Source organism: Pedobacter zeaxanthinifaciens, from assembly GCF_003313335.1.
Classification (GTDB): Bacteria; Bacteroidota; Bacteroidia; order Sphingobacteriales; family Sphingobacteriaceae; genus Pedobacter; species Pedobacter zeaxanthinifaciens.
Map to the genome: position 1 here is coordinate 15,771 of NZ_QMHP01000011.1, position 13,120 is coordinate 28,890.

Below are 13,120 nucleotides of genomic sequence, written 5' to 3' on the forward strand. Positions count from 1 at the left end.
TTGAGTTGTTTTAGTTTTAACTTGGGGCACTTTAGAACGGATAACCAATACCGATATTAAGTACCAAATTATCTCTTCTCCAAATTTTACTGCCGAAATCAATGTCATTAATTACCCAACGTTGGCCGCTAGGCAAAAATGGCTTGCGAATAGGAAATGCGCCATCTAATCTGATTACAAAAATAGTAGCATCTACTCTTAATCCTACACCGGTTCCCACGGCAAATTCACTGATGGAGTTTTTCAAACTAAATTCTGATCCCGGGCGGTCTGGATCTTCTTTACGCAGCCAAATGTTACCCGCATCAACAAATGCAGCACCATGTAAAATGCTCACAATTTTAAACCTAAGCTCTGAATTGAGCATCATTTTAATATCTCCACCTTGATCTGCAAATGTTGCATCATCTTTAATCTTGTAGGTTCCTGGGCCAAGTGATCTTGCTCTGAATGCTCTAATATCGTTAGTTCCTCCTGCAAAAAACTGACGAACGAAAGGCAACGAAGTACTTCCGCCGTATGCATAACCATAACCTAAATTCAAACGGTTAGCCCAAACCACTTTTGGGGCCACTTTGTAGTAACTTCTCAAATCGGTTTCAACCCTTACAAACTGCGTTAATTGAATGTTGAATAACCTTTTATCACCGTTTTCACCTTTCGGTACAAATAGTCCCCATAAGTTACCGCTGGTTTCCAATCCTCCAAAAAAGTAAAGGTTATGGCGGCGTTTTTCCTGCATTTGGTTGGTGTAGGTGAAGTTGTAATTACTTCCAATGATAAACTGGTCTTCTAAAGTATATTGTAAACCAGGATTATCTCTAATTAACTGTTGATAGCCAAGCGAGGTAGTGTCTTTATTGGAAACCACTAAATTCACCGAAGCTGGATTTAAGTTGTGTTCTTTAAATTGGTTTTCTTTCCAGTTGTAGCCGTACTGCGCTTTAAATGAATTAAGTTTGTAAACAGTATCTCTACTTAGTAATTGATAACCTAAGGAAATGATTGTTTTTGGAATGAAAGCTGCCGTACTTTGCGGTTTGTAAAAAGGAACGATAAAACGCGGCAATGTCAACTTAGCTTCGCCCGTTAGCGAGTAGGAGTTTAAGCCTTTGGATTGGCCGCTGTATTGTGTTTCAAAACCTCCGCTAGCACTCACATCAAGTTGTTCAGCACCTCTAAAAATGTTTCTAGTAGTTTGTGTAATCTTTAATTCCGAACCCACAAAATTATTGGATTTGTTTGTGCCCAGAATAGAAAACGTTAGTGAATTTTTCTTTAACGGAGTAAGATAGATGTTGAGATTTAATTGGTTATTCTTAAAACTATCGATCGGCAAAAACTCGGCTCTTACATCTTGGAAGGCGCCTAAATTTACCATCCTGTTTAAGGATTGGTTATGGTCTTTTCGATTGTATCTTTCGCCTTTTCTGAAAAACACAAGCCGATCAAAAACTCTAGGTTTATAAGTATTCCTGTTATCGTAAATGTTGAAATCGTTGTATTGCAAAGGCTTCAAATTTCGTAACACGCTATCGCGACGTAAGCTGTAACTAGGATAAATATTGATATTTCTGATGGTGTACGGTTTCAGGGACGCATCTGGAGCGATACTTTTAATTCTTACATTAACATTTACCAGATGGTTACCAATGGTACTATCTACCTGCAAAATCAAATGTTCAGGGCTGAAATAAAAATAGCCACTTTCCTTTAAGTCATTATCAATTCTAATGCGCTCATTTTTATAGGTTTCCAAATCATAATAATCACCAGTTTTTAATAAGGATTTATCTTTGTTTGCATTGATGATATGCGTTAAATCTCCAGTATCTGGTGGGAAAGTAATTTGGTTAATTTTATATCTGGTGCCAGTTACAGCGGTGTATATGGCTTTGCCTCGTCTACGCTTAATCACGGTGTCGCCAGTAACTTCGGCTTGCAAATACCCCTGACTAATCAAGTAGCTTTTGAGCACATCGTTGTTGTATTTTAACTTTACCTCGGTCATTAGCACGGGCGGTTCTCCAACTTTATTACGTAACCAATTTCGTATTCCTTTTGGCTTTTTAGGTTGCCCTGCTAAGTTGTAGATAAACAGTTTAGGGCGCAAACCTAAAATGCTTTTGTTAGGCCTGGGGCGGGTCCTATCTTCTAAAGCACTTTTCACCTGCTTTGCATTGTCAATTTTCGAATTGGAATCGGGATTGATTTTAACTTCAGCCCCGATATACAGGTTTTGCCCCGGTTTGAGGTAACGAGTGTTGCTACAGTTGGCAAGCAGAATACAGGCCAACATGAAAACACAAAATTTAATTAGCTTTTTCATCTTTTGGTCTTTGTTCTGCTTCATCTCTGTATCTATTTCTACGTTTTTGGAATATTTCTTTAAATCTGTTATAGTCAACTACTAAGGTAAATCCTAGTCCGGTTTCAATGATTTGGCCTTGTACCACACTTTCAGTTTGATTGCGTCGGTATGCTCTTAAACGATATCTTCCGTCTCTAGAAAGTGCATACTCAACATTTACGTTATCGGCAATGTTGGTGGCATTTTGGTTGGCCTGCTGAGGTCCTTCCAAAGCAAACGAACTTCCTACGGTTACTGTTAGGCGATCGTTAAGAAGTTTCTTTGAGATACCGAGCTCCAAATCAGTTTTTTGCTCTAAACTACCGGTCGAGTAATCTTCGGACGAGTTTACGCCGAAGTTCAAATCTACACCCTGAATCAAGTCAGAAGCCAAATTGTTCAACTGTTCGGTTAATAACTTGCTCACGCTCGAACGTGCCAAGGTAGACACGCCGCCACCGCCGCCAGCTAAACTTTGGAATGGGTTGTTGGCAATGAAACGATTAAGTGCCAGTAAGGCAAAAACCTGCTTATTCAGTTCATTTTCATCTCTATTAACCGTTTGTAATTTAGTGTAAGCTAAACTTCCAATTTCAGTTCCTCGTTCGTTTTCAGGTAAGTCAATTTTGAAGGAAATGATAGGTTTGAGCAGTTCTCCTTTCATGTAAAGATAAACCTGAAAAGGCATTTTAGTTTTGGCTTGTACTAAATCTGGTTGGTTCAGTAAATCTATTGGTGCAGCATTAACTTCGTATAGAGCGGTTAAATTGATGTTTGCCTCAGTTGGTTCGCCGGTCCAAATTAAGGTACTTCCTTTCACAAGTTTAAATGGTTTTTTGCCTAAAGGCCCTACCGAAAGGCTGTAAGATCCATCTACTACTTCATAACGCCCAGTCATACTAATTTTTCCGCTAGGGTCCATGGTAGCGTTCAAATCTGCGTCTCCTTTAATACTTAGCATATCACCATTGGCTGGATCCACTACTACGTTAAGTTCCGCTTCTGGATCCACATTAATATCGGCTACTAAATTAATTCCTTTGATTGGCGATTTACTCACGCTATCCGTCTTTAAATCTTTCTGCCCGTTAAACGGAGGCGCATCTGCATCAATGAACTGTACAATTCCTTCTTGATCAATTACCGATGGATCATTTACTGGCATAGCGAAATAAAACTTCGTACCCTTTTCTACAGTTACATTCATGTTAACATCCGGCTGGTTCAAATTGCCACGCACTTTAATGTTACTGCTAAGGTAAACCGTACCGTAAATCATGTCGTTGTCAGCTGCGGTGGAGTTCATTGCCCTGAAATTATCAGTTTTAATATCCAAGCCAAAGCGAATGTTGTTGAAGTCGGATGTGTTGATATTTCCATTTACGCTAGCTTTATTGCCCAACGAATCAACCAAAGTAAAGTTATTGAAACGTATACCTTGATTATTGAACGCAATTTCCTGCGTTGGCATAGTAAAATAGGAGTTAATGTAAGCAATCCTCATTCCGGCATCATTAAACTTTAACGCACCTAAAACTTGCGGCTGCGATGGTGTTCCTTTAATGGTGAATTGACCAGAAATAGTACCCCTTCCTTCTTTGATTTGCCCCGCACTAACACTTTCAATTTGTGTAAGGTCAATTTTTTCAATGTTCACGCTAAGGTCTAAACTGCTTTGCGGTGCGGTATAATAAAATCCTTTAGCTGATAATTCATGAACGCCCTTTAAGCTAGCATCAACCTCAAATGCATTAGCAGTATTGTTGTTTACAATAGCTCTTAAATCGCCTAGTTCATCTTTTTGGTAACGTAACTTGTTAATGGTTAAATCGGCTTCAAATTTAGGGTTGCTTGCCAAATCCTTTACATTTACGTCGCCGTTAATTGCTCCACCTACCAAAGCAGTATCTGTTTCGGCAAATTTCATCAACGTTTCGATTTGGAAGTTCTTGAATTCTACATCCAAAGGTGCATTAGGTTGTTCAGAAGTGCTATTGATGCTCAGTAACTGCGAACCTTGACTGATATTAAACTCGTGTGCTAAAATTCCCGATTGACCAAACTGAATGTAGTTGTCCTGCGCAACAGTCCATTTTTCATAGTCTAATAATAACTTTTGTGGATCAAGACTGAACCTAAAATCTTTGTTAATCGATTGAAAAATACCGGCAATTACATATTTGTCTTTACGTTGTCTATCTCTTAAGAAAACATTTAAATCAAGTTTGTTATCAGCCGCTGAGCCCGATATCTCGGTATTAAACAAGGCAATTGAAGTATTTTGAATGCTGTTTACAAGTAACTTGTAGTTCAGTTTTTGTGCATCATTATTTACGTTCAGTTTTATGCTGTCCAAGTTAATACCGTTGTAGGCCACTTTCGGGAACACGGCGTTCATCAACAAGCTGTCTTTTTCTGTATCAATTAAACCATTAATTCTAGAAGGCGCAAAAGTGGTTAAGGCAGGTACAAAATCTTTTAAGAATTTTGGGTTATAGATATTTGCCGTAAATCGAATCCGTTGTGGAGGTATATTGGTTACCTCTCCAAATTCATAATACTTATTGATTTGGTTGATAATTGCATTGCCTACTTTACTCAATTGATACTTTCCGTCCACAGTGGCGCTAATCAATTCAGATTTTAACGCTAATTTATTTTCGGTAGCAGTAGAAACTGCCTTAAGTTGAATGGTATCTACATTGAATTTTTTACCTTCTTTAACCAATTGTAGTCCAGTAGCAAAAACATCGCCGTTCAGGTAATCTACGTCTGCAGTTGCAATATCGGCTTTAATATTTCCAGCAAGTTTGAATTCGGTACTACTGAAGTTTAACTTTTGAAGATCAACCTGTTTCAGTGCCACGTTGGCTTTTACCGAGGGGTATTTCCCTGCTAAGTTAGCATTGGCATTAATTTCAAAGTTTGCATTGCTATCAGGCATTTTTGCTTTAATCGCTACTTTCTGATTTACATAATTACCAGATAACTGAAGGTTGCGATAATTGTATTTATTGTAGTAGGCACTCAACACAGTTGCATTAAATTTTGCATTGATTTTTTTAGCATCTAAACCAGTGCCACTCACATTTGCCTTTGCCGAAACTCTACCTAGTGTAGGTTGTTGTTTCAGCAGCTTCCCAACGTTAAAGTTATTAAGGTTAATTGCGGCGTTATAGCTTTCTTTTCCTTTAGGCCCTTTCATGGTTGCCATAAGTACTGCGCCGCCCATGTCTGATCTTACATTTAAGTTGGTAGAAAAATCACTTAACGAGCCTTTAAATTTACCATTGGCATCAATTACGTTAGGCAATTCAATGCTTGGTGGTAACGATTTTTTAGGTACAACTGCAATGATATCACCCTTGGTGAGATATATTTTTCTGATGTTAAGATCCAGGAAAGCCTTGTTTACATCAGTAATGTTATTTGCTTTTCCATTAATATCAATTTGGGTGTTTCTTAAGCCGCTAATTTGAAGTTGAGGAATGTTTAAGCGATTGAGATAGCCATTTATTTTTGCGTTTACTTTAATCTTTTGATTGGTATACTGTGCAGGTAAAGCATTGCTGAAAAATGTGGCATCCTTTAAACCAATAGTGGTGTTTTTTAAATTGATGGCCAATTTTACTCGCTCAGGATTTTTGCTCAAATCAGTGATGGAACTAAAACTTAAGTCAGTTTCGTTTTCTATACTGGTATTTGGCGTTTTTAGCACAAAGTTATTAAGCTTAATTTGTTTATCGTTATAAATTGCATCACCTCTCAAAGCATTCAGTACGAAGCCACTTTTATCGCTCAATGAGCCATTTTTAACCTTTGCAGTAATTCCTTTGCTGCTGTAATTAACTTCCTCAGCACCTAAGTTTAGCCCATTAATATCTAAATGATTAAAGTCAATACCTTTTTTCAAAGGTTTTACGCCTAAGTTATCATACTGCAAATGGTTGTTAACCAAATTGATTTTTTTAATAGCTAAAGCCAAAGACGACTCTTTAACGTCAACAGTATCCTGCACTTTATCCAAGTCGTTACTTGGTGCGGGTCTAAAAGCAAACTTTACAAAAGAATTGGCCAGTTCGGCATTATCGGTGGTGTAACTTGCATTAGTCAAGTCAACTTTTAAATTGTTAAAATGAAGTCGGTTAACGTCGGCAACAACATTGGTAGTGGTCAATTGATCATCATAGTTCACTTTCACTTTATTGAACTCAAATTTTTGAACCTCAATGGTAGGTAGTTTTCCTTTTTCCTTTTCGGCGCTATCTACGCTATTGGTAATGTGCTGTACCAGTTGTGTTAAAGGCTTTTGTTGTAAGTATAATAACGAGGTGTTATCTACAATAAAATCTTTAATTACATAACGCTGGTTTTGTAAATCGAAATCCTTAATCTTCGTTTCCAATTTACCTAGATAAAACTTCACATTGTTGCCAGCTACATCGTCTTTGTAGGTAATTCCTATATTTTCAAATCGGATTTTATCTACGGAAAACTTAAGTGTTGAAGTGGTATCTTTCTCCACTTTTTCTTCTGGTTTTTTCTGCTCGCTTGCAAAGGCATCAACTAAAAATGAAAAATTGAAAGTTGTATCCGGATTAACCCGTTTAACATTTGCTCTGATGTTTTTAAGTTCAATGTAATTAACCTCTACCGTATTTTTTAGAAGTTTAAATAAGCTAATGTCTACCTGTAGTTTTTCAGCGTAAAGTAGGGTGTCCTTATTAAGATCTTCGATATAAAACTTATTCAGCACCACATCTTTGGGTAAAGCAATTTTAATACTTTCCAGTCGTACTTCTGTTTTAGTCTTATTTTTCAGGTAATTAATGGCCTTGTTTTTAACAAAGTTTTGTACCGCAGGGATATTGAGAGAGAAGGCAACCAACACTACCAATAGTATAACGCTGGCAATAATCCATAATACAATTTTTAGGCCTTTTCTAAAATACTTATTCAATCGAGATTAAATTTGATGGTTTATTATGTGTTAATTCAGGTTTTAAAACCCAATTAGTAAACAATGCTTAAATCATAAAGTTTGATTTTGTTGCCAACTTATCGCATCAATTTTAACATATATTGTTCCAAATTTGTATGTTTAGTTTATGAATGTACTTGATTTTAAAATTACTTACGAAACCTACGAGCATATAAATGAGCTTTCATTAGAGGATAAGTTATTGTGTATTAGGGCTGAAGAAGCGTTAGGCACTTCTTACTCGCCTTATTCTAAATTTAAAGTAGGTACAGCAATACAGCTGGCCGATGGCGAAATTATACTTGGAAGTAATCAAGAAAATGTAGCTTATCCTTCTGGTTTGTGTGCAGAACGAGTGGCACTTTTTGCTATTGGCGCAAGCAAACCACATGCGGTAATCAGCACTATGGCCATCACTGCCTTTACTGAAAATTTCGATATTAAAAATCCGGTAACTTCTTGTGGCGCATGTTTACAAGTAATGGCCGAGTTTGAGCAAAAACAACAATCACCAATTGCAGTAATATTTTACTGTTTAAGCGGACAAATTATCAAAGTAAATGGAATCAAAAGTTTACTGCCTTTTGTTTTTGTAGAAGATAGACTGGCCAGTAAGGCTTAGCTAAAATGATGAATCTTCGGAGTAGGTTAAACCGCCAAATTGCGGCAGTAATTTCCAAAAAAGATGTTTTTACACAGGTAGATGAGGTCGCTTACATAAGCAGGTGAGAATGTCTTATGTTTTTCACAGGTAGATACTATTCATATATAAAAATGATGCCATTGCAAAAATGTGCGTTTTTTGAGCTTATATGCGGTGTGCCATTTTAAGTGCTGTGGAATTTGAGGCGATTTTTTCCCGTATGATTGTGGAAATATTAGTATAAATTGTGGAATGAAGTTTTTTACCTCGTTTAGAAATTTCTTGCTAGGTATCAATAAAAATACAGACGTTTTATTTCGTTAAACATTTATCTTTAGCATTAAAACTAATCATCATATGACTCATGCGAGGTTGTTGCTCCTAGCAACTTTATTGGTAATTTTAAGTGCTTGCGGTAAGCCAAAGGCAGATTTAGTAGTGTTCAACGCAAAAATATACACCGTGGATAGTGCGTTTACCATTGCGGAGGCTATGGCAGTAAAAGATGGCAAGGTGCTTGCCCTAGGCAATTCGGAAGAAATCAAAAAGCAATATCCGGCGGCGGAAATGCTAGATGCTAACGGTAAAGCCATTTACCCCGGTTTTATAGATGCTCATGCGCACTTTTTTGGTTATGCTGAAAGTTTAAATACCGCCAATCTCTTTGAAACTAAATCTTGGGACGAAATTTTAGCACGGTTAAAAACTTTCGCAGCTGAGCATCCTAATGGTTGGCTAACCGGTAGAGGCTGGGACCAAAATGATTGGCCGCAAAAACAGTTTCCTACCAAGGAGAAATTAGATGAACTTTTCCCTAACAGGCCAGTGCTATTAACCAGAATTGATGGTCATGCCGCAATTGCTAATCAAAAAGCACTTGATGCTGCCGGTATCACCAAAGCAGTTGAATTAACTGGCGGCGAAATTATGGTAGATAATGGTAAAATCACTGGCGTGCTTATTGATAACGCAGTGGATTTAGTGGCCAGCAAAATTCCAAGCTTAACAAAGGAAGAAATGAAAGCCTTACTGCTACAGGCGCAGGCTAATTGTTTTGAAGTTGGCTTAACTACCATTGATGATTGTGGTTTAAATTACGACGCAGTTGAGGGACTGGAAAAATTGCAGGCAAACGGCGATATTAAAATGAGGTTTTATGTGATGCTTTCTGATAACCAGAAAAATTACGATTACCTTTTCAAACGTGGAGCAATTAAAACCGATAGATTAAATGTGAGCTCGTTTAAAGTTTATGCAGACGGTGCACTAGGTTCACGTGGAGCATGTTTACTGCATCCGTATACTGATATGCCGCAAAAAACAGGTTTTCTATTGAGCAACCTAAGTCATTTTGAAGAAGTTGCAAAGAAAATTTACGAGCATAATTTCCAAATGTGTACCCACGCCATCGGCGATTCTGCTAACAGGGCGATTTTGAAGATTTACAATAAAATTTTAGAACCTAATAATGATAGGCGTTGGCGTATTGAGCATGCACAAGTAGTTGCCCCTCAGGATTTTGACTTGTTTGGTAAGGCAAAGGTGGTGCCTTCTGTACAACCAACACATGCTACATCGGATATGTATTGGGCACAAGATCGTTTAGGTAAAGACCGCATTAAAGGGGCCTATGCCTACAAACAATTGCTCAAACAAAATGGTTGGATACCATTAGGAACTGATTTTCCAGTGGAGCAAATTAACCCCATGTTAACATTTTATGCCGCTACAGCCAGAAAAGATGCTGCTAATTACCCTGAAGGAGGTTTTCAAATGGAGAATGCATTAACTCCCCAAGAAACGCTTCGAGGAATGACTATTTGGGCGGCTAAAGCAAATTTCGAAGAAAAGCAAAAAGGCAGTTTGGAAGTAGGTAAAGTAGCTGATTTTGTGATCATGGAAAACGATTTGCTCACCGCCAACCAACAGCAAATTTTGAAAAATAAGGTGATTAAAACCTACCTTAATGGCGAGAAGGTTTACGATAAAGCTGCGCCGCGTAAAAACTAATAAAGTGTTGAACTAATTTTTTTGACTAGAGATAATATACTGATGAGAAAAGACAAACTGATAGGCCTAATTGCCGTTTGCTTAACGTTACTTACTACTTTAAATGCTTGTGCGCAAGATCACAAAAAGAATCAGAGCCGCCTAAATACAATGGGCGACGTGGTGAAAAGCACCGTGTTATTGAACAACGCACAAAATTTTATTCCTATTGTAGGCCTTTCTGATAAAAGATTTGTATCTGTTGACTTGGGCTACAAATATCAATTGGGATTTGATAGCTTACTTAACAAATACGCTGCGGTTGCCAAGTTGAGTGCTGCAAAATATGCTGATTCCACTACGCTGAATGATTTGGAAGATGATGTGAAGTTTTACAACACCTTATTAATTGCTTTGGATGATGAAATGGCAAAAAATGGAAAGTACATCAACTTCATTATGGATATCGCAAAGAGTAAAAATGTAGTAGTGGCATTATTTGGAAATGGTAGTTCCCTAGCCACCTTAGATTTGCTTAATGCGCCTTTAGTTTGGAGCGCTCAAAATAACGAGGAAGCGGCAATGATAGCACCGCAGGTAATTTTTGGAGGAATAGCCGCTGAACATCTGCTTACTAAAAATTATTCGGCTAAATATGTTAAGGGCACAGGATATACCACAAAAGTTACCCGTTTAAAATATACCGTACCTGAAGATGCTGGGGTAAATAGCGATGATTTAAGTGAAATTGAAGCTATCGCCAATGAAGGAATAGCTAAAAAGGCTAGTCCGGGTATGGTGGTCTTGGTAGCAAAGGATGGTAAGGTGATTTACAACAAAGCTTTTGGTTACCATACCTACGACAATGTAATGCCGGATAAAGTAACGGATATTTTCGACTTGGCATCGGTAACTAAAGTAACTGCTACCACGCCTAGCGTTATGCGATTGGTTGAGCAGCAAAAACTAAAGTTAGATACCAACGTTGGGTACTATGTTGCCAAAGCTCGCAATACACCAATGAATGGCACATTGGTGAGAGATGTAATGTTGCATCAAGCGGGCTTCATTCCTTACATTCCTTTTCACAATTACGTGAAAGAGGGAGATTATGCCAGAGATTCTTCTGCGGCTTATCCAACTAAAGTGGCAGATAATTATTACATCAAAAAAGGCTTTTTTAATGATTTTATGTGGCCTAAAATGCTTAACTCGCCTATCAAAACCAAGGGAAGTTATGTGTATAGTGATATCAGCATGTATGTAATGCAGGATATTGTGGAGCATCTTTCGGAAATGCCAGAAGATCAGTATGTACAACAAAATTTTTATGTGCCACTAGGCATGCAAACTGCGGGTTATTTACCTCGTAATCGCTTTGCGAAGGACAAAATTGTACCTACAGAAGACGACAAAGCATTTAGAAAAACTTTGTTAGAAGGTTACGTACATGATCAAGGTGCTGCGCTAAAAGGAGGGGTAGCAGGCCATGCAGGTTTATTTGGCAGTGCAAATGATTTGGCCATCTATAATCAAATGCTTTTAAATAAGGGAACTTACGGTGGCGAGCAATATTTTACGCCTCAAACGGTAGATATGTTTACCAGCCGTCAGTCGAACGTGAGCCGTAGAGGTTTAGGGTTTGATAGATGGGACCCAGATACAACCAAGAAATATCCTTCTGAATTAGCCTCGCCGCAAACCTTTGGCCACACGGGCTATACTGGTATCGGCGTTTGGACTGACCCTGCAAGAAACATGATCTACATCATCCTAACTAACCGTGTTCACCCAACAGTTAGCGAAATGTTAGGGAAGTTAAATATCAGGCCCCGCATACAAGATGTAATTAACAAAGCGATAGACAAATCGAAGAAATAAAAGAAATCCCTACCACATGAGTGAGTAGGGATTATTTTTGCTAAATATCAATTTCAATGCGGCAGAATAGCTATTGTTTCAAAAACGAAATAAGTTGCTGCATTGCTAAAGCCCTGTGGCTAATGTTATTCTTCTCGGTCATTTCCATCTCTGCAAAAGTGATTTCATAACCATTAGGTTGGAAAATTGGGTCGTAACCAAATCCTTTGTTCCCGCTAGGTGAAGTTCTAATTGTACCTTCAATGGTGCCCTCAAACAAATGGTTCTTTCCATTTTGAATTAAGGATATGACGGTTCTAAACCTGGCTTTTCTGTTAGTTTGTCCTTCCATATTTTTAAGCAGCAGTTCAAGGTTAATTTGGTCGTCTTTAATGCCGCTGTACCTCGCCGAAAAAATGCCAGGAGCGTTGTTCAAAGCTTCAACTTCTAATCCGCTATCATCTGAAAAGCAATCTAGGCCAAAATTATCAAATACATAAGTGCTTTTTAGCGTGGCATTTACAGCAAAGCTATCGCCAGTTTCTGGGATGTCAACTAAACAGTTAATGTCTTTTAAATTTAGCACCTCATAATCTGGGCTCAATATTTTTGCTACCTCTTCCGTTTTGTGGATGTTATTAGTGGCAAAAACTAGTTTTCTTATCATAAAGTCAAGGTTTTTAAGGTTGCCCAAAGCACTCTTTTAGCCGCATTATCACCGTCTAAATCATGCAGGTTATGCGTAAAAATGAATTTGATTTTATTTAGCTCATGAAGTTGGTGAAGCTGCATCTCACTTAACCCCAAAGTGGTTGGAGCTACGCCAAAGGCAAAAACCATTTTACATGCGAAGAAGGAATGTAAATCCTCAAACTTCGCATCGGTATAAGTGGCGTAATTGAGCAAGGCAAAATCAGCATTTTTTAAGTTGATGGATAATACCAGTTTTCTCAATAGTTCTGTGCCTTGGTTGGTACTCACTGGGTTTTGCTGGTCGTTAACCAAAATAAGAATACCTTTTTCGTTTTTCCCCAAATGCTTAAAATCAAAACTTTTAGGCTGAATAGGTGTGTTTTGAGTTAAATTTGGCACCTCAACTTCTGGTGCTGCTGAACTGGTTTGGTTAGCCGTAGTAGAAGCATTAGTTGTTTTATTATCAATGTTTTCCGTGATAATATTTGCGCTATTTTCAACTACAGGAACATCGCCAACTAAATATACATCATCATTAAAGAATAAACGTAGCGCTTCTTCGTTAGTTATAAGTTGGTTGCTATTCATTTGATGGAAAAAATTT

Annotated in this window: 7 protein-coding genes; 3 read left to right on the plus strand and 4 right to left on the minus strand. The window is 37.9% G+C overall.

The window, feature by feature from the left end; genetic code table 11:
- Window positions 1-31: 31 nt before the first annotated feature.
- Both tamL and DUT68_RS15415 read right to left on the minus strand, forming a co-directional pair.
- The gene (tamL, locus tag DUT68_RS15410) at window positions 32-2,329 is read right to left on the minus strand and encodes a translocation and assembly module lipoprotein TamL (protein ID WP_113639213.1); all 2,298 of its coding nucleotides are present in this window, start codon (window positions 2,327-2,329) and stop codon (window positions 32-34) included.
- Window positions 2,313-7,310, minus strand: a complete 4,998-nt coding sequence (locus DUT68_RS15415) for a translocation/assembly module TamB domain-containing protein (protein WP_113639117.1) — start codon at window positions 7,308-7,310, stop codon at window positions 2,313-2,315. The genes tamL and DUT68_RS15415 overlap by 17 nt, the downstream gene beginning before the upstream one ends.
- Before the next feature lie 148 nt (window positions 7,311-7,458).
- Between DUT68_RS15415 and DUT68_RS15420 the strand changes: the two genes are divergently transcribed.
- From DUT68_RS15420 to DUT68_RS15430, 3 genes are all read left to right on the plus strand, one after another.
- Window positions 7,459-7,953 carry a cytidine deaminase gene (locus DUT68_RS15420; RefSeq protein ID WP_113639118.1) on the plus strand — a complete coding sequence of 165 codons (495 nt, stop codon included), beginning with the start codon at window positions 7,459-7,461 and terminating at the stop codon, window positions 7,951-7,953.
- 378 nt (window positions 7,954-8,331) lie between these two features.
- Window positions 8,332-9,984 carry an amidohydrolase gene (locus DUT68_RS15425; RefSeq protein ID WP_113639119.1) on the plus strand — a complete coding sequence of 551 codons (1,653 nt, stop codon included), beginning with the start codon at window positions 8,332-8,334 and terminating at the stop codon, window positions 9,982-9,984.
- Between the two features lie 42 nt (window positions 9,985-10,026).
- The gene (locus tag DUT68_RS15430) at window positions 10,027-11,844 is read left to right on the plus strand and encodes a serine hydrolase domain-containing protein (RefSeq protein WP_113639120.1); all 1,818 of its coding nucleotides are present in this window, start codon (window positions 10,027-10,029) and stop codon (window positions 11,842-11,844) included.
- A gap of 70 nt (window positions 11,845-11,914) precedes the next feature.
- Here the strand turns inward: DUT68_RS15430 and rdgB are convergent, their stop codons facing one another.
- Together rdgB and DUT68_RS15440 are read right to left on the minus strand one after the other, a co-directional pair.
- Entirely contained in the window at window positions 11,915-12,487 is a 573-nt protein-coding gene (gene rdgB, locus DUT68_RS15435; protein WP_198659613.1) for an RdgB/HAM1 family non-canonical purine NTP pyrophosphatase, read from the minus strand.
- A complete protein-coding gene (locus DUT68_RS15440; RefSeq protein WP_113639122.1) occupies window positions 12,487-13,104 on the minus strand; it encodes a hypothetical protein in 618 nt (205 codons plus the stop codon). The genes rdgB and DUT68_RS15440 overlap by 1 nt, the downstream gene beginning before the upstream one ends.
- Window positions 13,105-13,120 lie beyond the last annotated feature (16 nt).

Bases quoted from the DNA above. Each gene is read 5' to 3' on its own strand.
- DUT68_RS15440 (WP_113639122.1), bottom strand. From the start codon at position 13,104: ATGAATAGCAACCAACTTATAACTAACGAAGAAGCGCTACGTTTATTC.
- DUT68_RS15420 (WP_113639118.1), top strand. From the start codon at position 7,459: ATGAATGTACTTGATTTTAAAATTACTTACGAAACCTACGAGCATATA.
- tamL (WP_113639213.1), bottom strand. From the start codon at position 2,329: ATGAAAAAGCTAATTAAATTTTGTGTTTTCATGTTGGCCTGTATTCTG.
- DUT68_RS15425 (WP_113639119.1), top strand. From the start codon at position 8,332: ATGACTCATGCGAGGTTGTTGCTCCTAGCAACTTTATTGGTAATTTTA.
- DUT68_RS15430 (WP_113639120.1), top strand. From the start codon at position 10,027: ATGAGAAAAGACAAACTGATAGGCCTAATTGCCGTTTGCTTAACGTTA.